Annotated in this window: 16 protein-coding genes; 7 read left to right on the top strand and 9 right to left on the bottom strand. The window is 71.4% G+C overall.

The genetic code is table 11. The features are described 5' to 3' along the window. Window positions 1–2: 2 nt before the first annotated feature. From GSF22_RS07850 to GSF22_RS07830, 5 genes are all read left to right on the top strand, one after another. Entirely contained in the window at window positions 3–710 is a 708-nt protein-coding gene (locus GSF22_RS07850; protein WP_208812352.1) for a DUF899 family protein, read from the top strand. A 36-nt stretch (window positions 711–746) separates the two neighbouring features. Next, entirely contained in the window at window positions 747–2,093 is a 1,347-nt protein-coding gene (locus tag GSF22_RS07845; protein ID WP_208812350.1) for a nitric oxide synthase oxygenase, read from the top strand. A gap of 226 nt (window positions 2,094–2,319) precedes the next feature. Then, window positions 2,320–3,789, top strand: a complete 1,470-nt coding sequence (locus tag GSF22_RS07840; RefSeq protein ID WP_208812348.1) for an NAD(P)/FAD-dependent oxidoreductase — start codon at window positions 2,320–2,322, stop codon at window positions 3,787–3,789. A 34-nt stretch (window positions 3,790–3,823) separates the two neighbouring features. Beyond that, window positions 3,824–4,195 carry a VOC family protein gene (locus tag GSF22_RS07835; protein ID WP_208812346.1) on the top strand — a complete coding sequence of 124 codons (372 nt, stop codon included), beginning with the start codon at window positions 3,824–3,826 and terminating at the stop codon, window positions 4,193–4,195. A 76-nt stretch (window positions 4,196–4,271) separates the two neighbouring features. Next, window positions 4,272–5,942 (top strand): alpha/beta hydrolase family protein, encoded by a 1,671-nt coding sequence (locus tag GSF22_RS07830; RefSeq protein ID WP_208812344.1) that lies wholly within the window; start codon window positions 4,272–4,274, stop codon window positions 5,940–5,942. 251 nt (window positions 5,943–6,193) lie between these two features. Here GSF22_RS07830 and GSF22_RS07825 read toward each other — a convergent pair whose 3' ends face one another. From GSF22_RS07825 to GSF22_RS07810, 4 genes are all read right to left on the bottom strand, one after another. Next, window positions 6,194–6,952, bottom strand: coding sequence for a winged helix-turn-helix transcriptional regulator (locus GSF22_RS07825; RefSeq protein WP_208812342.1), 759 nt, complete (start codon window positions 6,950–6,952; stop codon window positions 6,194–6,196). A 201-nt stretch (window positions 6,953–7,153) separates the two neighbouring features. Then, a complete protein-coding gene (locus GSF22_RS07820) occupies window positions 7,154–7,933 on the bottom strand; it encodes a helix-turn-helix domain-containing protein (protein ID WP_208812340.1) in 780 nt (259 codons plus the stop codon). Between the two features lie 116 nt (window positions 7,934–8,049). Then, window positions 8,050–8,592, bottom strand: a complete 543-nt coding sequence (locus GSF22_RS07815; RefSeq protein WP_208812337.1) for a copper resistance CopC family protein — start codon at window positions 8,590–8,592, stop codon at window positions 8,050–8,052. Then, the gene (locus GSF22_RS07810) at window positions 8,589–9,155 is read right to left on the bottom strand and encodes a hypothetical protein (protein ID WP_208812335.1); all 567 of its coding nucleotides are present in this window, start codon (window positions 9,153–9,155) and stop codon (window positions 8,589–8,591) included. Before GSF22_RS07810 ends, GSF22_RS07815 begins: the two co-directional genes overlap by 4 nt. A gap of 170 nt (window positions 9,156–9,325) precedes the next feature. Between GSF22_RS07810 and add the strand changes: the two genes are divergently transcribed. Next, the gene (gene add / locus GSF22_RS07805; protein ID WP_208812333.1) at window positions 9,326–10,366 is read left to right on the top strand and encodes an adenosine deaminase; all 1,041 of its coding nucleotides are present in this window, start codon (window positions 9,326–9,328) and stop codon (window positions 10,364–10,366) included. Here add and GSF22_RS07800 read toward each other — a convergent pair whose 3' ends face one another. From GSF22_RS07800 to GSF22_RS07790, 3 genes are all read right to left on the bottom strand, one after another. Further along, window positions 10,367–11,248 carry a homocysteine S-methyltransferase family protein gene (locus GSF22_RS07800; protein ID WP_208812331.1) on the bottom strand — a complete coding sequence of 294 codons (882 nt, stop codon included), beginning with the start codon at window positions 11,246–11,248 and terminating at the stop codon, window positions 10,367–10,369. It abuts the gene before it with no gap. 19 nt (window positions 11,249–11,267) lie between these two features. After that, window positions 11,268–11,792: a class I SAM-dependent methyltransferase gene (locus GSF22_RS07795; RefSeq protein ID WP_208812329.1), complete on the bottom strand. Its 525-nt coding sequence runs from the start codon at window positions 11,790–11,792 to the stop codon at window positions 11,268–11,270. An 84-nt stretch (window positions 11,793–11,876) separates the two neighbouring features. Then, window positions 11,877–13,325, bottom strand: a complete 1,449-nt coding sequence (locus tag GSF22_RS07790; RefSeq protein WP_208812327.1) for a cryptochrome/photolyase family protein — start codon at window positions 13,323–13,325, stop codon at window positions 11,877–11,879. 161 nt (window positions 13,326–13,486) lie between these two features. Here GSF22_RS07790 and def point away from each other — a divergent pair, with 161 nt between their 5' ends. Then, the gene (gene def / locus GSF22_RS07785; RefSeq protein WP_208812325.1) at window positions 13,487–13,990 is read left to right on the top strand and encodes a peptide deformylase; all 504 of its coding nucleotides are present in this window, start codon (window positions 13,487–13,489) and stop codon (window positions 13,988–13,990) included. A gap of 61 nt (window positions 13,991–14,051) precedes the next feature. On the opposite strand, the gene metH is transcribed toward def, so the two are convergent. Both metH and GSF22_RS07775 read right to left on the bottom strand, forming a co-directional pair. Continuing rightward, window positions 14,052–17,663 (bottom strand): methionine synthase, encoded by a 3,612-nt coding sequence (gene metH, locus GSF22_RS07780; protein ID WP_208812323.1) that lies wholly within the window; start codon window positions 17,661–17,663, stop codon window positions 14,052–14,054. A 231-nt stretch (window positions 17,664–17,894) separates the two neighbouring features. Next, window positions 17,895–18,665, bottom strand: a complete 771-nt coding sequence (locus GSF22_RS07775) for a pirin family protein (protein WP_208812321.1) — start codon at window positions 18,663–18,665, stop codon at window positions 17,895–17,897. Window positions 18,666–19,399 lie beyond the last annotated feature (734 nt).

Below are 19,399 nucleotides of genomic sequence, written 5' to 3'. Positions count from 1 at the left end.
CGGTGATCCCCGAGACCGAGTTCTGGCCGGCGCAGGCCAGCCCGGAGTACCGCGCGGCGCGGAGCGAGCTGCTCCGCGCCGAGCAGAACCTCCGGGACGCGATCGAGCGCGTCGCCGCCCAGCGGCGCGCCCTTCCCGAGGGTGCCGAACTGCCCTCGTACACCTTCACCGAAGGCCCGGTCGACCTGGGCAGCGACGGTCCGCTCAGCCGGCCGACGCTGCTCGACCTCTTCGGTGATCAGCGCAACCTGATCGTCTACCACATGATGTTCGGTCCCAACGACGACCAGGCGTGTGAGATGTGCTCGATGTGGCTGGACGGCTTCAACGGCGTCCGGCCGCACGTCGAGCAGAACGCGGCGTTCGTCGCCGTGGCCAAGGCCCCGATCGACAAGGTCCGGGCCTGGGCACGGCGACGCGGCTGGACCCGACTGCGACTGCTGTCCAGCCACGACAGCACCTTCAACACGGACCTCAGAGTCGAGGACCCGAGTGGCGACATGCAGTTCCCCGCCATCAGCGTGCTGGTACGCGACGGCGACACCGTCCGCCACTCCTACACCATGCAGGCGATCTTCCCGACCGACGAGTCCGGTCGGGGTCTCGATCTGTACTGCCCGGTGTGGCAGATCCTCGACCTCCTCCCAGGCGGACGCGGAGAGTGGTATGCCAGCAATGACTACGGCGACGGAAGCCCCTGCGCCAAGTGAACCGGGCGCCCCGCGCCCCTGCCACCACAGCCCGCGATGACGGCGGCCCCCGTCCGGGCGGTCCGCGTCGGGCTGCCCCCGGTCCGGGAGACCGGTGGCAGCCCGGGCGAGGCGGATCCCGTCGAGGCCGAGGAGTTCATCCGGCAGCACCACGCCGAGGACCCCCGCCTCGGGCCGCCCGAGCCGCGACTGGAGCAGGTGCGCTGGCAGATCGCCACGACCGGCACGTACCGGCACACCCCGGCCGAACTCTCCTTCGGTGCGCGGGTCGCCTGGCGGAACAGCGCCAACTGCATCGGCCGGCTCTACTGGCGCAGCCTGCGGGTACGCGACCTGCGGGCGGTCGACGACCCCTGGGGGGTCTTCGTCGGCTGTGTCAACCACCTGAAGCTGGCCACCAACGGTGGCCGGATCAGGCCGGTCATCACCGTCTTCGCCCCGGACCTGCCGGACCGGCCCGGTCCCCGCATCGTCAACGACCAGCTCATCCGGTACGCCGGCTACCGCGAGCCGGACGGCTCGCTGCTCGGTGACCCCCGCAACGAGGCGCTGACCGCCACCGCGCTGTCCCTGGGCTGGCGCGCCCCGGCGCACCGGGGCCGGTTCGACCTGCTGCCCCTGGTGGTGCAGACGGCCAACCGGCCGCCGCTGATGGCCCGGCTCCCCGCCGACGTGGTGCACGAGGTCCCGATCACGCACCCGGAACTCCCCGAACTCGCCGAGTTGGGGCTGCGCTGGCACTCGGTACCGGCGATCAGCAACATGCGCCTGCGCATCGGCGGTATCACCTACCCGGCGGCGCCCTTCAACGGCTGGTACATGGGTACCGAGATCGGCGCCCGCAACTTCGCCGACACCGACCGGTACAACCTCCTGCCCGTGGTGGCCGAGATGTTGAAACTGGACACCTCCGCCGAGCACACCCTGTGGCGGGACCGGGCCATGGTCGAGATCAACCGGGCGGTGCTGTACTCGTACCACGCGGCGGGGGTCACCATCACCGACCACCACACCGAGTCGGCGCGCTTCATCACCCACCTGCGGGGTGAGGAACGGGCCGGCCGGAGCTGTCCGGCCGACTGGAGCTGGATCGTGCCGCCCATGTCGGCCTCGCAGACCCCGGTGTTCCACCGCTACTACGACACCCAGGCGCTGCTGCCGAACTTCCTGCCGGCCGAGCCGGAGCCCGTCGCGCGCTGTCCGTTCACCACCACCAACGAGGTACCGGCCGGTCTGGCCGCGCCGACCCACGGTGACCCACCGCCGGTCGCCGGCACCCCGCCGGTGACGACCGGGGAGCCCACCGTGCCGGTCGAGGTGGAGAGCCGTCCGCGAGCGGTGACGGCCGGCGTCCACCCACGTCCGGCGGACGTCGCCGGCTGACCTCAGCAGCCCCGCACCGGGCGCCGGCCATCTCGGCCCGCGCCCGGTTCGGCATCGCCGGCCGGAGTACCCGGGGCCGCGCCAATTGATCCGTAACAACAGATGCCTAACAGAATTCGCCACGAAAGCCCTGATGACACGTAGCTTGCTTCTCATTCGGATTCGGGTTCTGATCCCGCCTCACTAAGTGTCCCTCGCCAGGGATCGTCCACCGCGGAGCGAGCCAATGAATGTGAAGACCCCTTACGACGTCGTCGTTGTCGGAAACGGCATCGTGGGCCTCTCGATCGCCTACGAACTCGCGAAACGGGCCCGGGAGTTGCGGATCGCCGTGCTCGGCCCGGCGCACCGCTCGGGCGCGGCCTCCATGGCCGCAGGTGCGATGCTCAACACCTTCGGCGAGATCACCAAGTACACCCTGCTCTCCCCGGCCGGGCAGGCGAAGTTCCAGATCTGCCGGGACGCCCTGGACCGGTGGCCGACCTGGCTGCAGGAAGTGAAGGACGCCTCCGGCGTCGCCGACCTGGACCGCTCGCTGAGCCAGGGCACCACGGTGCTGCTCAACGCCAAGTCCGGCCACCTGGACGACGAGAACTTCGCCGCCCTCCAGTCGGCGCTGGCCAAGTTCGACGAGCCGTTCGAGGAGATCAGCCCGGCCGACGTACCCGGCCTGGACCCGCTGGCCGAGGCCCGGCCGCTGCGGGCGATCCACCTGCCCCGGGAGGGCGCCATCGACGCCCGCGCGGTGCTGGACGCCATGCAGACCGCGGCGACCTCGCTCGGCGTCACGGTCATCGACGCCGAGGTCACCGGCTTCGATGTCCGCGACGGCAGGGCGCACGGCGTGCACCTGGCCGACGGCGGCAGCATCGCCGGTGCGACCGTGCTGCTGGCCGCGGGTGCCTTCAGCGGCCCGCTGACCGAGGTGCTCGGCCCCGGCGCGGTGCCCGCCATGTTCGCCGGCAAGGGCATCGCGGTGCAGACCCAGCGGCGGGCCGAACCCGGCTTCCAGCACGTGGTGCGTACCCCCAACCGGTCCGGCTCCTGCGGCCTGCACCTGATCCCGCTCGGCGACGGGGTGGAGTACCTGGGCGCCACGAACCTCCTGTTCGACGTGCCGGCCCACGTCGCCGACATCGGGATGAGCGAGTTCCTGGTGCAGGTGGCCCGGGAGCAGCTCGACCACAAGCTCTTCTTCTCCGACGTCAAGGCCTGGATGGTGGGTAACCGGCCGGTCGCCCTGGACGGCTTCCCGCTCGTCGGACGCACCTCCATCGACGGTCTGATGATCGCCACCGGCACCTACCGGGACGGGTTCCACTGCTCGCCGGTGCTCGCCAAGCTGGTCGTCGACGACCTGCTCGGTGAGGGGAGCCTGGCGGAGAGCCTGCCGCACTTCACCCCGGAGCGGGCGCCGATCGAGTCGATGAGTCCGCAGGAGGCGGTCCGGGAGTTCGCCTTCCACGGGGTGTCCGCCTCGATCGAGGCCGGCCTGCGGCTGCCGTCGCACACCGACACCTCGGTGCTCGACCTGTTCTACCAGCAGGCCGCGCAGCGCTTCTACGACCTCGTCCCGCACCCGGTCGGCCTGTCGCCCGAGGTGCTGCTGGGCACGGTGTTCAGCCCGGACCTGGAGAACCACCGGATCACCCGGTACCTGACCGACGCGCACAAGCGCTACTCCGGCACCCGGTAGTCCCGCCCACATCGGAAGAGACGAGGTGATGTCGGTGCGTACCGGCGCCGTCGAATGGTTCGACATCCGTACCCCCGACCCGCAGACCGCCCGCCGCTTCTACGCCGAGGTGTTCGGCTGGACGTACCAGGACTTCGCCCCGCTGGGCCAGGTCCTCGGGGTGACCATCTGGAGTGACGGCAAGGAGATCGGCATGATCACCGAAGCCGAGGGGCAGGCGGCCGGCGGGGCCGGCACGGTGCTCTACGTCTACGCCGAGGATCTGCGGGCCACCGTCAAGAAGGCCGTCGAACTGGGCGCGACCGTCCGGTCCGAGCCGTCCATGATGGACGAGGAGTCCGGGGCCTTCGCCGACCTGGTCGACCCCACCGGGGTACCGATCGGGGTGTGGAGCCAGACGCTGTGAGTGGAACGTCGGCACCGACGGGCACCCCACCCGCCGGTGCCGACGTCCCTTTTCGAACCGGGAACGGAGGCGCCCCGTGTCCACCACCGACGACCTCGTGCGCGAGGCGACCGTCGCCACACCCCGCCCGACGGGCCGGGGCCGCCGGCTGAACCTCCGGCGGCTGCTGGTCGGGCTGCTCGCGGTGGTGGCGCTGCTCGGCTCGGCGGGGTTCGCCGCCGCGCTGGGCACCACCCAACGGGAGGCGGTACCGCAGCGCGAACTCGTCGTCGACGGCGTACCGATCACCCTCTACGTGCCCGGCACCGTGCCGGTGGTCCCGGACAGCACGGTCGACCTGCCGGCCCCACTGCCCCCCGGCAGCCGCCCGCCCGGACTGGTGCTCGCCCACGGCCACTCCGCCGACCGGGCCATGATGAGCTGGCTCGCCGGGCGGCTGGCCGCCGCCGGCATCGTGGTGGCCACCTTCGACTTCCGTGGCCACGGCACCCACCGTGCCCGGCACGAGCCCCACGGCTTCGAAGGGCGCCGCGAGGACCTGCGTACCGTCTTCGACTGGCTGCGCGCCTCGCCGTACGTCGACAGCGAGCACGTGGCGATCGCCGGTCACTCGATGGGCGCCGCCGCGGTGGTGCACTTCGCCACCCACGACGCCCGTCCGGTCGCCACCGTCGCCCTCGGCGGGTCGGTGGCCACCATCGAAGGCGACGCCGAGGGCCGCAACATGCTCTTCCTGGTCGCCGAGGGCGACCCGGACGCGGTACGCGACGAGGCGGTGCGTACCGCCAAGACCCTGCGCGGCGGTGACATCCGCTTCGGCGACGAGTACGGCAGTCACGGCGACGGCTCGGCGGTCGGGCTGCGGGAGGTACCCGGCAACCACCTGACCATGCTCTACGCCGACGAGACGGCCGAGCGGATGGCCGACTGGATCAACCGGGCCGCCAACGGCGTCGGCCCGGTCACCACCCCCCGGGACAACCGGCTCGAACTCGCCCAGGGCTACCTGATCTTCATGCTGGGGCTGCTGGTGCTGCTCGGCGCCCTCGCCGGGGCGTTGGTCCGCCGGGGTACCGGCGACGCCGGCGCCCGGTGGCGGGGACTCGCCCTGATCGCCGGCACGCTGCTGGTGCCGCTGCCCTGGCTGGCCTGGGGTGACCCGGGGCCACTGGTCGGGATGGAGGCCGGGGGCGCCCTGGTGGTACTGCTCGCCGCAGCCGGTGGCCTGCTCTGGGCGCTCTGCGCGCTGAGGCCGGTACGCCGTTGGTGCCGGCTCGACGCCGACCTGGCGGTGCCGTTGCGCGCCGCCGGGGGCCGTCGGCTGCTGCTCGCCGCACTGCTCGGTACCGGCGGCACGATCCTGCTGCTGCTGCCGCTCGGGCCGCTCGGACACGGCCTGCTGCCCACCCCGACCCGGGTGGTCCTCGGCCTGCTGGCGGCGCTGCTGCTGCTGCCCTTCTTCCTCGCCGTCGACCTGCTGGTCCGGCGCGGTACCCCGCTGGCCGCCTCCGGGTTCGCCCTGGCCGTCCGGCTGCTGCTGCTGGTCGTGACGTTCGTGGCGGTCGCCACCGGGCTGCTGCCCGGGATGATCGGCCTCTACCTGATGCTGCTGGCCCCGTTCCTGGTGCTGCTGGAACTGGTCGCCGGGGCGATGTACGCGGTCGGCCGGGACCCGAGGCTGCCGGCGGTGTTCCAGGCCGGTGCGCTCGGTTGGCTGCTGGCGATCATCTCCCCGGTCATGTGGTGATCCGGCCCCGATACGCGGGATTCTCCGAGCTGACGCACGGGGTGGGGACCGGACGGCACGTCCGGTCCCCACCCCGTGCGTCAGCGGCTGTCAGCGGGGGAGATGAACGGTCGTCTCCTGCATCGTGTCACTGACGTCGGTGGACCGGATGAAACCCCGGGCGGTCTGGTACGCCCCGGTGCCGCCGGCGATCGCGATGTGATCAGCAACAGGGCAGGCCCATTCTGCCCGGTCCGGCCGACGCGACGCTCTCAGCCCGCGACGGCGCCGGCCGTCGTGCGGGCCTGCATCCGGGCCAGGGCGGCGGCCCGGTGGGTCGACGCGTCCAGCGCCGGCCGCTCACCCGGATCCGGCCCCAGGCCCAGCAGGTAGAGGCAGCGGGGCACGGCGGCGGGCGGGCCCTGCACGGTCACCGAACCGGTGAGCACCGCCTCGACCGGCTCGATGACCCGGCTGCCCAGGTCGAAGAAGGTCTGCGTGTCGGTGGCGATGCGCAGCACCGGATCGGTGGCCGGACCGGTGCTGGTGCGCACCCGTCCGCCGTGGACCACCACGTGGAAGACCTCACCGGAGATGTCGAACTCGTAGGTCTCGTCGGTACGGGCGCGTTCCGGGTCGGCCATCGCCTCGATGGCCAGCACCGCCCAGGACGCCCGACGGACCCCCGCCGGCAGCTCGGCGGGCCGCTCGGCCAGTACCGCCAGCCCGAACCGGGCCATGGCCAGCACCGGCTCACGCAGCCGCTCACCGAGCTCGGTGAGGGTGTAACCGGCAGTCCGCCGCTCCGTGTCCAACGGACGGATGATGCCGGTCTGGGTGAGCAGGTTGAGCCGCTCGGCGAGAAGATTGGTGCCGATGCCGGGCAGCGCGTCCAGCAGCTCCCGGTACCGCCGGGGGCGCAGCAGCAGCTCCCGTACGATCAGCAGGGTCCACCGTTCGCCGACCAGGTCCAGGGCGAACGCGAGGCCGCACTGCTGGTCGTAGCTGCGTCGCTCCCGCTGCTCTTTCACCTCTGCCTCGTTTCGGCGGGTCATGGTCGGTGCCGGGTGGCGGCGACCGCACTTGTTCAATAACACATAGCATAACGCCGACGACGCATGATCCGCGTCCCCGGTTTCCCCGAGGTGAACATCGCTGTCCGTGATCGTCGCGCCACGCTGTCGGGTCGGTTCCGCCGCTGCCGGGGCGCGAGGTCCGGCAGGTCAGTCGGGTCAGGCCGCCGCGAGTAGCCGCAGCGGCACGTCGGTCAGTACCGGCGGATCGAGGTCGGTGGGTTCCCGGAGAGTCACCGGGATGTCGAGCCTGCCGGTACCCCGGTACCTTGCAAAACCCGTTCCCACCAGAAAGCTGCCCGGGGTCCGGTCGACCAGCGCCTCGGTCACCGTCGCGCCCGGCCGGACCCAGACGACCCGGGCCCGGTACTCACCGGTGGCGCGCACCCCCGGCGGCAGGCACCCGTCCGGAGTCACCGGCAGCCATCCGCTGCCGGCCCGGTCCGCGCCGGCGGCCAACTGCACCAGCAGGAGCCCGTCCGTCGACCCTCTGCCGGGCCCGGTCAACCGGCTGCCGGCCGGCCGGTGCCGGGGTTCCCGGGCGGCCAGCAGGTCCCCGATCCGCACGGTGTGCGCCTGCCGGGCCAGCTGGCGGAACGTACCCGGCGCGGAGCCCACCAGCCGGGAGAACCGGGTGTGGAAACTGCCGAGGCTGTCGTACCCGACCCGCAGACCGATGTCCCGGATCAACAGTGCACTGTGCACCAGCAGCCGCTGCGCCTCGGCCAACCGCAGCGCGGTGAGGAACTGTGCCGGGGTCACACTGGTCATCGCGTGGAAGATCCGGTGGAAGTGGTACCTGCTGAACAGGGCGATCCGGGCCAGGTCGTCGAGGCGGAGCCGATCGGCCAGATGGTCCCGCATCCACGCGATCGCCCGGCAGATCGCGGCGGTCCGGTCGTCGGCGTCAAGGATTGCGCTGCCGATTGCTGGAAGCATGACGGTACTCCGTCGGCCGTCGCCTACGGGTCGACGTCGACCCGATGACACCCGCCGGGTAGACCAGCGGGTGTCATCGATTTTTCCATGTCGCGGCGGATCGCCCGGCGAATCTGTCAGTCCGTTGAGATCACTGGTCGCACCCGTCGGCGCCGGATCAACTGCACCCCGATACCGGCGATGACGACGACGTTGGCGCCGAGCACCACGGCGGTCACCGGGTCGATCTTCGTGATGTCGTGGTGCGCCGACACCTCCACCGGCCTGTCGGCCGGCGGCAGCAGACCCGCGTCGCCGACCGCGAAGGCCGTCTCACCACTGAGTTCCGCGCCGTCGACCAGCCGTACGTGGTAGACGACCCGGTACCCACCGGTGCCGTCGATCGTGACCGGCAGGGTGATGCTCCGGCCCTCGACCACCGGGGTCCGCCGGTCCATCACCCGTCCGGACGCATCCACTGTGGTGGCGTGGGTGTCCCGTTCGTCGAGGTCGTGGGTGAAGGTCAGGGTGACAGTGGACGGTGGTGCGGCAAGTACCGCCCGGTCGGCCGGTGCGGCGGTGTCCAGCCGCACCGGCTTCTCCAGTACCACCGGCAGGAACGCGGCGAACGACAGCGTCGCGATCACGACGGCTGCGGTGTGCCGCGCGGGCCACTTCACGCCACGGACACGGTCGGGCGGACGCCGTGGCAGGTGCAGCGCATCCGGGCCGCCACCGCGGGCGTCGGACGCATGTGCAGGTACATCGCGACCACCATGGGCAGGAAGACCAGCGCGTTGTACAGCAGGTGCAGCTCCACCCGGGGGACGATGAACTGCACGATGCTGGTCGGCACCGGCCGGCCCTGGAGGTGGTACCCGGTCAGCGACTGGATCAGCAGCAGCAGGTGCTCGAAGTGGTGCCAGACCTGGATGGCCAGCGAGATCCCCCACCAGGTGGCGGCCGACCCGACGAAGCCGCGCCGCAGGATCACCAACCCGACCAGCATCACCAGGGCATACGCGTAGTGCATCCACTCCTGCTGGACCAGCCAGGGGAAGGGCATCCCGAGGACACCCCGCGCCTCGGCCGGGGTCCACCCGAGCCCCCAGATCTGCACGGCCTGGGTGATGTGCTCGCCCCAGTGCGCCACCACGATCACCATGTACACCGCCAGTGCCCTACGGTGCCAGCCCTCGTTGAGGTTGGTCAGGAAACTGCGGGACCGAGCGTCGACCGTCATCAGTTACACCTCAGCATCGGTGGAGAGGAAAATAGGGGTTGACGCGTACACTGACGCACCGTCGACCATAGCCATGCGTCGACGTCTTACGGTTCTCCGGAATTGCGCGACGTACCCGATCGCTGCTGTCGGGCCGGCCGCGGCCGCACCGGCGGTCTATCATCCGGCGCATGACACGCCCGGCTGTCGACCACGAACTACGGTCGATCATCGACCAGCTGCCCAAGGTGGAGCTGCACGTCCACCTCGAAGGCTCGATCCGGCCGGAGACGCTGTCCCGGATCGCCCGACGCAACAGCCGGGACATCGGCGCGCTCTCCGTCGACGAGATCCGGGAACTGTTCCGGTTCCGGGACTTCTTCCATTTCACCCAGCTTTTCGAACAGTGCGTCGACGCGCTGCGCGACCCCCGTGACTTCGAGCAGATCACCACCGAGTTGGGCCTCGCCGCCCACGCCCAGCAGGTCCGCTACCTGGAGGTGACGTTCACCCCCGGGATGCACCACCGGGCCCGGGGCATCGGCGTCGACGAGCAGCTCGACGCCGTCGCCGCCGGAGCCGCCGAGGTGTACCGGCAGACCGGGGTCCGGATGCGGTTCATCCTCGACCACGTCCGGGGCGACGGCGAGCAGGAGTGCCTCCAGACCGCCCAGTGGTGCCACGACGGCCGGCGGCACGGCGTGGTCGCCCTCGGCCTCGGTGGATTCGAACCGGGCCGACCCGCCTCGCTGTTCGCCGAGGCGATCACCTGGGCCGGCGCGCACGGGGTGCCCTTCGTGCCGCACGCCGGCGAGGCGGTCGGCCCCGAGGGGGTCTGGGACTGCCTGCGTTTCGACCCGCCCCGCATCGGGCACGGGGTCCGCGCCGCCGAGGACCCGGAGCTGCTGACCACCCTCCGCGACCGGAACGTGGTGCTGGAGATCTGCCCGACCAGCAATCTGCGTACCGGTGTGGTCGCGGACCTGGCCGACCACCCGCTGCCCCGGATCCGGGCGGCCGGCGTGCCGTTCACCCTCAACTCCGACGACCCGTCGATGTTCCACACCGACGTCACCACCGAGTACCGGCTGGCCGCCGAGCAGTTCGGGCTCACCCTCGCCGAACTGGCCGGGGTCACCCGGACCGGCGTGGACGCCGCGCTGCTGTCCGGGGCCGAACGTGCCGACCTGCGCGCCGACGTGGACGCCCGACTGGCCGCCCTCGGGCTCTGATCAGGTCGTCCCGCCGGCCACGGCCCGGTTCAGCGCGGCGACGTGCGCCGGGGTGGCCCCGCAACAGCCGCCGACCGCCACCAGGTCGAACTCGGCCCGCCAGGCGGCCAACCCGGCGGCGAACCGGGTGGTACCGGTCCCGGCCGGCACGTGCCGGTCCACCGGGGTGTACGCCGGCAACCCGGACCGGTCCTCCAGGTTCGGGTACGCCCCGACCGGACCGATCCCGGCGTCGGCCAGCATCCGCAGCGCGACCCCGGTACCCGTCGGGGTGGTGCAGTTGACCAGTACCGTCCGGGCCCCGGCCCGCTGCGCCGTCCGGGCCGCAAGGTCCAGCGGTTCGCCGGACAGCAGGGTGCCCTGCTCGGTGCAGACGAAGCTGACCCAGGCCGTCATGCCGCACGCGGTCACCGCCTCCACGGCGTGCACCGCCTCCCGCAGGGTGTTCATCGTCTCCACCAGGACGAGGTCCACCCCGGCGTCGTGCAGGTGCCGGGCCAGCCACCGGTGCTCGACGCGCAGTTCGTCGTCGGGTGGTACCAGCCGGGGCTGGTAGCAGTCCTCGACCGGGGCGATCGACCCGGCGACCCGTACCCCCGACGGGGCCGCCGCGCGGGCCACCCCGACGGCGGTGTGCACCAGCCGGGCGGCGTCGTCGTCGGCCAGGCCCGCCCGGCGGAGGTTACGCAGGTTGGTGCGGAAGGTGTGGGCGCTGAGCACCTCGGCACCGGCGTCGGCGTACCGCCGGTGCACCTCGCCGAGCAGGGTACGGCCGGCGGGGGTGAGCAGCACGTCGACGCCCCACCACGGGGCCCGCACGGGCCAGCCGTGCCGTTGCAGCTCGGTGGCGATCCCGCCGTCGAGCAGGGTGGTCGTCGGCATGTCCGCCACCGGCGGTCGCTCAGCTCGGCCGGGCGACCAGGCAGATCAGGGCGGCGTCGCCGGCCTGACCGGTGACCGTCTCGCTCTGCCAGCCGTGGTCGGCCAGGGCGCGGGAGACCTTCTTGTCGATCTCGACGGCCTTGCCGGCGCCGGGCGGTTCCCAGCAGAGGTAGACCGCCCCGCCGGGCGCGAGGATCCGCTGGAACAGGGCCAGTTCCTTGGCGGGGGAGCGGACCCAGAACAGGTTCACGTTGACCGCGAAGATCTTGTCGAAGGTCTGCCCGCCGAACTCGGCCGACTCGATCGCGGCCACCCGCAGGTCGGCGCGGCCGTCGGCGACCCACCCGGAATTGCGTTCCGCCGCCCCCTGGATCGCCTTCTCCGACCGGTCGATCGCGGTGATCTTCCCACTGGTCAGCCGTTCGCACACCAGGTCGACCGCGACCCCACGACCGCAGCCGATCTCCAGCACCTGGTCCGACGGGTCGACCGACATGAGGTCGACCACCCAGCTCAGCCGTTCCGGAACCGATTTCTTCGCCACCCGAGCAATATATCCGCCGGTGCCGGACGGGACGGTTCTTCCGACTTGCGCCGTGTCGGACCCGCTCCACCGTGGAGGCGGTGCTCAGGGCGGGTCGAGCAGCCGTTTCTCCTCCTGCGCCAGGACCGCCTCCCGGTCGCCGAGCCCGGCGAGCCGGTCCAGCGGACCGGCCATCCCCGGATCGCCGACCAGCCGGTCCCGGTTACGGTGCAGGAAACTCTCGTACCCGCCGGTGTACGGGCAGGCCCGGTCACCGAGCCGCTGCCCCGGGTCGTACCGGCACCGGCCACAGTGGTCACCGATCCGGTCCAGGTAGCCGCCGTCCGACGTGTACGCGCGGGTGTCGACCCGGCCCAGGTCGGCGTACTGGCTCAGGCCCACGACGGCGGCGTTCATCACCCACCACGTCCCGTCGACGAAGCACCGCTGGAACCAGTCGGCCAGTTCCGCCGGCCGCCAGCCCCGTTGCAGGCCATAGCTGCCCAGCACCATCAGCCGCTGGATCTGCGGAGCCCACGCCTGGTCCCGTACCCCGGCCAGCGCGTCGGCCAGGCAGCGGGCCCCGACCGCGTCGGCGTCCAGGTCGGCGAACCACTGCGGCACCGGCCGGGTCGCCGCCAACCGGCCCGTACCCCGGAAACCGGGCTCGAAGTACCAGTACAGCTGCCAGAGGAACTCCCGCCAACCGAGCAACTGCCGGACGAACGCCTCGGCGCTGGCCCGGGGTACCGACCCGGTGCGGTGGGCCTGCCGGGCCCGGCGGATCGCGTCGGCGGGGTCGAGCAGCCCCAGGTTGAACGACGAGGAGAGCAGACTGTGCGCCAGTACCGGATCGGCGGCGAGGCTGACGTGCCGGAACCGGCCGTAGTGCGCCAGCCGGTGGGTCAGGAAGTGCTGCAACCGCTCCTCGGCCTCGGCATGCGTGGCCGGATAGCGCCGGGGCGCGTCCCGACCGACGAAGCGGATCCCCTCGGCCGCCCAGGCGTCCAGGTCCCGGCGTACCCCGGCATCGATCGCGTCCTCCCGGACCGGCGGCGGCGGTGGCAGGTCGAGTCGGCGCGCGGACGCCGGTGATCCGGCCCGGCCGGGCCGGGCGGGGGTCTCCCCGGTCGCCAGCCCGAGGTGGGTCAGCGCCCACCGGTGGAAGTCGGCGGCCCGCAGGGCACCGTGCCGGCGATCGGCCCAGTCGGCGAAGTCCCGGTGGGCGACGAGGAAACCCCGGGGCGGCAGTACCGTCACCGCGTCGGCGGAACGGGCGAAGCGCAGCGTGTCCCGGGTGGTGGGGTGGCAGACCTCGACCGGTTCGCCGACCCGGTCGAGTGCCTCGCGGAACGTCCCGGTCCGCAGGTGCACCGCCCGGTCGCCGAGTTCGGCCGCACGGTGCCGGATGGCCGACAGGATCAGGTGGGCCTTCTGGCGGTGCAGGACACGCCGCCGGAACAGCTCCTTCACCTCCACGAGGAGCACCGGCTGGTGGGGGTCGTCCAGGAAGTGCGGTCCGAGTTGGTCGGCGAGCAGCCAGCGACGGATCATGGCTGCCCATTCTCGACCGGTCCGGGGCGGGGCGGTCGCAGCGACACGGATCGGATGTCGACGCCCGGGACGCAACCGGGTCGGCGCGTGACGCGGCGCGGGGCAACCCGGTGCGGTGCCCGGCCGTCCGGCGCCCGCCACCGGACCGATAGCCTGGCGGCATGACCATGCGCGCCATCCGGATCATCGGTGACCCCGTCCTGCGCACCCCGTGCGAGCCGGTGACCAGCTTCGACGCCGAATTGCGCGCGCTGGTGACCGACCTGATGGACACCATGCTCGGCGCGCCCGGCCGGGCCGGTGTCGCGGCACCGCAGATCGGCGTCAGCGCCCAGGTCTTCGTGTACGACGCCGACGGGCACCGGGGGCACCTGGTCAACCCGACGCTGGAGCTGTCCGAGGAGCTGCAGGACGACGACGAGGGTTGCCTCTCCGTGCCGGAGCTGTACTTCCCGACCCGCCGGGCGATGCACGCCACCGCACACGGGTTCGACCAGTACGGCGCACCGCTGACCATCTCCGGCAGCGGCTTCCTCGCCCGGGCGCTCCAGCACGAGACCGACCACCTCGCGGGTCGGCTCTACGTCGACACCCTGCGCGGCGACGTCCGGCGGCGGGCGTTGCGGGAGATCCGGGCCGGCCGGTACGCCCGACCCCGCTCCTGAACCGTCCGTCGGGTCTCCCGGGCGCGCCGCGACCGGCGCAGCCCGGAGACCCGACGGACGGTTACGGCCGGACCTCGTAGGCGAGGTTGGGGGCCAACCACCGCTCCATCTCGGTGAGCGGCAGGCCCCGGCGGGTCGCGTAGTCCTGGGTCTGGTCCCGGCCGATCCGGCCGACGGTGAAGTACCGCGACTCCGGGTGGGCGAAGATGAGCCCGCTGACGCTCGCCGCCGGGGTCATCGCATACGACTCGGTCAGGCCGATGCCCAACTCCGCCGTTCCGAGCAGGTCGAACAGTTCCCGCTTCAGGCTGTGGTCCGGGCTGGCCGGGTAGCCCAGCGCGGGGCGGATGCCCCGGAAGCGTTCCGCGTGCAGGTCCGCCAGGGTCGGCTCGGCGTCCGGCTCGAACCACTCCCGGCGGGCCTGGAGGTGCAGGTACTCGGCGAACGCCTCGGCCAACCGGTCCGCCAGGGCCTTCACCATGATCGCCCGGTAGTCGTCGTGCTCCGCCTCGTACCGGGCGGCGAGTTCCTCCGCCCCGTGGATGGAGACCGCGAAACCACCGAGGTGGTCGCCGGCCGGGGCCACGTAGTCGGCGAGGCACCGGTTGGCCCGGCCCTCGGGCTTGGTGGTCTGCTGGCGCAGCATCGGCAACCGGACGGAGCCGGGGATGTCCAGCACGATGTCGTCACCGTCGGCGTGCGCCGGCCAGAAACCGTACCGGCCCCGGGCCCGGAACGCGCCGTCGGAGACGATCTGGTCGAGCAGGGTGTTCGCGTCGTCGTACAACTCGCGGGCGACCGGCTGCTCCAGGATCGCCGGGAACTTGCCCTTCAGCTCCCACGCCAGGAAGAGGAACTGCCAGTCGATCATCTCGCGCAGGGCGGTCAGCTCCGGTTCGACGGTACGGATCCCGGTGAACTGCGGCACCGGCAGGTCGGCGAAGTCGACCCGTTCCCGGTTCGCGCGGGCCTGGTCGAGGGTGAGCAGCGGCTGGGCGTGCCGGTTGGCGTGCTGCTCCCGCAACCGTTCCTGCTCGGCCCGGTTGGCGGTGTCCAGGGTCGCGGCCCGACCCGGGTCGAGCAGGTCCGAGACCACCCCGACCACCCGGGACGCGTCCAGCACGTGCACGGTCGGCCCGTCGTACGCGGGCGCGATGCGGACCGCCGTGTGCTGCCGCGACGTGGTGGCTCCACCGATGAGCAACGGCAGTCGCATCCCCCGGCGCTGCATCTCGGTGGCCACGGAGACCATCTCGTCCAGCGACGGGGTGATCAGCCCGGACAGGCCGACCGCGTCGGCGCCCTCGGTGACGGCGGTGTCCAGGATCGTCGCCGCCGGCACCATCACCCCGAGGTCGACGACCTCGTAGTTGTTGCAGCCCAGCACCACACCGACGATGTTCTTGCCGATGTCGTGCACGTCCCCCTTGACCGTGGCCAGTACCACCTTGCCCTGGCGGTGCCCGGCGGAGCGTTCCTTCTCCATGAACGGTTCGAGGTAGGCCACCGCCCGCTTCATCACCCGGGCGCTCTTGACCACCTGCGGCAGGAACATCTTGCCCGACCCGAACAGGTCCCCGACGATCTTCATGCCGTCCATCAGCGGACCCTCGATCACGTCGAGCGGCCGGTCCAGCAGCAGCCGGGCCTCCTCGGTGTCGTCCTCGACGAAGTCGACGATGCCGTGCACCAGGGCGTGCGACAGCCGCTCGGCGACCGGCGCCGTACGCCAGGAGAGGTCGACGGTCCGCTTGGTGCCCGACCCGGTGACCGTGGACGCGAAGGTGACCAGCCGGTCGGTCGCGTCCGGCCGCCGGTCGAACAGCACGTCCTCGACCAGCTCCAGCAGCTCGGCCGGGATGTCCTGGTAGACGGCGAGCTGGCCGGCGTTGACGATGCCCATGTCCAGCCCGGCGCGTACGGCGTGGAACAGGAACGCCGAGTGCATCGCCTCGCGGACCACGTCGTTGCCCCGGAAGGCGAACGACAGGTTGGAGATGCCGCCGCTGGTCCGCGCCCCGGGGCAGCGCTTCTTGATCAGCGGCAACGCGTCGATGAACGCCTTGGCGTAACCGTTGTGCTCGGCGATGCCGGTGGCCACGGCCAGCACGTTGGGGTCGAAGATGATGTCGTCCGGTGGGAAGCCGGCCTTACCGACCAGCAGGTCGTACGCCCGGCCGCAGATCTCCACCTTCCGTTCGGTGGTGTCGGCCTGACCCTTCTCGTCGAAGGCCATCACCACGACCCCGGCGCCGTAGTCGCGGATCCGGCGGGCCTGGGCGAGGAAGGCCTCCTCGCCCTCCTTGAGACTGATCGAGTTGACCACCCCCTTGCCCTGCACGCACCTGAGGCCGGCCTCCAGCACACTCCACTTCGAGCTGTCGATCATGACCGGGATCCGGGCCACCTCGGGTTCGGTGGCGATCAGGTTGAGGAACCGGGTCATCGCCTGTTCGCTGTCGAGCAGGTCGGCGTCCATGTTCACGTCGAGCAGGTTGGCGCCACCGCGTACCTGTTCCAGCGCCACGTCGACGGCCGCCTGGTAGTCGTCGGCCTCGATGAGCCGGCGGAACCGCGCGGAACCGGTCACGTTCGTACGTTCCCCGATCATCACGAACCCGGTGTCCGGACCGATCGCGAACGGCTCCAGACCGCTGAACCGGGTGGCCGGTGCCGGCGGGACGAGCCGGCGCGGCCGGCTGCCCCGGACGGTCTCGGCGATCCGGGCGATGTGCGCCGGGGTGGTACCGCAGCAGCCACCGACGACGTTGACCATGCCGCTGTCGACGAACTCGCCGATCAACCCGGCGGTCTCGTCGGGGGTCTGGTCGTAGCCGCCGAAGGCGTTGGGCAGCCCGGCGTTGGGGTGGCAGGCGACGTACGTGCCGGCGAGGCGGGCCAGGTCGGCGACGTGCGGGCGCATCTCCGTCGCGCCCAGCGAGCAGTTCACCCCGACCAGCAGCGGTTCGGCGTGCTCGACGGAGCGCCAGAACGCCTCGACGGTCTGCCCGGACAGGGTCCGTCCGCTCAGATCCACGATGGTGACCGAGATCCAGAGCGGAAGCTGCGGGGCGACCTCGCGGGCGGCGGCGATGGCGGCCTTGGCGTTGAGGGTGTCGAAGATCGTCTCGATCAGCAGCAGGTCCACCCCACCCTCGGCGAGGGCGGTGATCTGCTCGGCGTAGGCGGTCTTCACCCGGTCGAAGGTCACCGCCCGGTAGGACGGGTCCTCCACCCGGGGCGACAGGGAGAGAGTGACGTTGAGCGGCCCGACCGAACCCGCGACGAACCGGCCACCGGCCTCGTCCGCGGCCTGCCGGGCCAGCTGCGCCCCGCGCACGTTCATCTCACGCACCAGCGCCTCCAGGCCGTAGTCGGCCTGGGCGATGCTCGTCGCCGTGAAGGTGTTGGTGGTGGTGATGTCGGCACCGGCGGCCAGGTAGCGGCGGTGCACGTCGAGGATCAGCTCGGGCCGGGTCAGGTTGAGCAGGTCCGGGTCGCCGGTGACGTCCCGGGGGTGGTCACCGATGAGGTCGCCGCGGTAGTCGGCGGGGGTCAGCCCGGCGTCCTGGAGCATCGTGCCCCACGCGCCGTCGAGCACCAGGACCCGCTCGTCCATCAACTGACGCAGCGTGGCCGCCACGTCACCGGCGCCGCCTGCGGGACTGCTCATACCGACCTCCTCCGGGATGCGGAGGACGCCCTTGGAACGGTGGTGCCAGGTCGAGCGTGGCGGGTGTCGTCCCCGTCGCAGCGTCCCTCGCCCTGACCGATCACATTACCCGAGGGCGGTGCCGGGGACGGATGCCGACGGGCCGGTAGCCCGGATGGCGGGACACCCGTGCCGCCATCCGGGCCACTGCCGCGCCGTACCCGGTTCCCGGGCAGGGCTCACCGGGTCAGGTCAGGGCCGTCCGGACAGGGTGGCGTGCATCTCCCAGACCAGGATCTCGGCCGGTTCACCTGCGGTGACCCGCTGCCCACCGGTGGCGGTGAAGCGGACCGCGTCCCCGGTACCGAGCAGCCCCACCCCCTCCACCGCGACCGCGCCGCGGGGCACGAACAGGTGCAGGTACGGCGCCTCGGGCAGCAGTACGCTCTGTCCGGGCTGCAACCGGGCGGCGTGCAGCGCGGCGTACCGGTTGCGGATCCGGATGGCCGTCGTCCCGTCGTGCCGCTCCATCCCGGAGGCCACCGGGACCAGGTCGCCGGCGAGCAGGGTGTCGTCGATCTCCCGCTGCTCGTAGCCGGGGGTGATGCCGGACTCGTCGGGGACCACCCACATCTGCACGAAGTGCACCGGCTCCTGCGGCCGGTCGGGTTCCAGCCGGTACGCGTCGTTCTTCTCGCTGTGCAGGATGCCCGTTCCGGCGCTCATCCGTTGGGCGAGCCCCGGGTAGACGACGCCGGAGTGGCCGGTGGAGTCCTGATGTACCAGCGAGCCGCGCAGTACCCAGGTGACGATCTCCATGTCCTGGTGCGGATGGGTCTCGAACCCGGTGCCGGAGCGCACCTGGTCGTCGTTGTTCACCAGCAACAGGCCGTGGTGGGTGTTGTCCGGATCGTGGTGCCGGCCGAACGAGAACGAGTGCCTGCTGTCCAGCCAGGCGATCCGGGTGGCGAACCGATCGGCGGCGCGGCGGACGTCGACCGTGGGGGTGAGCGGGGTGGTCACGGGTGGTCCTTCCGGTTGCGGGTCTCGGGATGGGGAACGGAAAAAGCGGTGCTGCTGTTCCACGGCGACGGTGCCCCCGGATCAGGGCAGCGTATTTCCCAATGTGTGACGGCCTCGCCACTTTCTGTTGATTGCCGAGGAGGGGCGTTGATTTGACGATCCCTCCGCCGGGCGCGTAACTTTCTCTCTGCCAGCGCGGAACGGACGAAAACGGGACAGTGATCCTGGAGGCCGGAGCGCGGCGGACAATCCTCGGATCGGACGGGCTCTTCCGTCACCATCCGATCGGGTGGTGCCACCGGATCTGCCGAGAGGCGGATTTGGTCGGGCGAAACCGACCGAGTAAGGTTGTCGACCGGCAGGGGAACGGACGAGCCAGCGGGTGACCGCAGAGCGGCCGGCCTGCCGAATCCGGTGGTCAAGCGTTGGTGTAGGTTGCTGCGTGCGATCAGCGGGCCGGTTCCGTGTGAAAGTGTGACAGACCGGGACATACGGTTTGACACGGCGGGAACGGTAAGGTAAGGTAGTAAAAGTGCCCGGCGCGGGAGCGGCGGGGATGTGGAGCGAAACGCCCCGGATGGGGGCCTCCTGGTGGGGGTTCTGCTGATGGTGTGTGGTTGTTCTTTGAGAACTCAACAGGGTGCTTGATAAGCCAGTGCCAAATTTTGTTTGATACCCCGGACTGGCCGCATCGTTTGGTGTGGTTGGTTTGTGGATTCCTTTGGCAACACTTT

Origin of the sequence: Micromonospora echinofusca, from assembly GCF_017614955.1 — a bacterium.
In the GTDB taxonomy this organism is placed as follows: Bacteria; Actinomycetota; Actinomycetes; order Mycobacteriales; family Micromonosporaceae; genus Micromonospora; species Micromonospora echinofusca_A.
The sequence above is the reverse complement of the archived record's forward strand: the minus strand, read 5'-3'. Positions and strand labels throughout refer to the sequence as shown.

Excerpts from the sequence above, each read along its gene's own strand:
- GSF22_RS07810 (WP_208812335.1), bottom strand. The coding sequence starts at position 9,155 with ATGACGGTCGACGCTCGGTCCCGCAGTTTCCTGACCAACCTCAACGAG.
- def (WP_208812325.1), top strand. The coding sequence starts at position 13,487 with ATGACCATGCGCGCCATCCGGATCATCGGTGACCCCGTCCTGCGCACC.
- GSF22_RS07790 (WP_208812327.1), bottom strand. The coding sequence starts at position 13,325 with ATGATCCGTCGCTGGCTGCTCGCCGACCAACTCGGACCGCACTTCCTG.
- add (WP_208812333.1), top strand. The coding sequence starts at position 9,326 with ATGACACGCCCGGCTGTCGACCACGAACTACGGTCGATCATCGACCAG.
- metH (WP_208812323.1), bottom strand. The coding sequence starts at position 17,663 with ATGAGCAGTCCCGCAGGCGGCGCCGGTGACGTGGCGGCCACGCTGCGT.
- GSF22_RS07820 (WP_208812340.1), bottom strand. The coding sequence starts at position 7,933 with ATGCTTCCAGCAATCGGCAGCGCAATCCTTGACGCCGACGACCGGACC.
- GSF22_RS07800 (WP_208812331.1), bottom strand. The coding sequence starts at position 11,248 with ATGCCGACGACCACCCTGCTCGACGGCGGGATCGCCACCGAGCTGCAA.
- GSF22_RS07840 (WP_208812348.1), top strand. The coding sequence starts at position 2,320 with ATGAATGTGAAGACCCCTTACGACGTCGTCGTTGTCGGAAACGGCATC.
- GSF22_RS07845 (WP_208812350.1), top strand. The coding sequence starts at position 747 with ATGACGGCGGCCCCCGTCCGGGCGGTCCGCGTCGGGCTGCCCCCGGTC.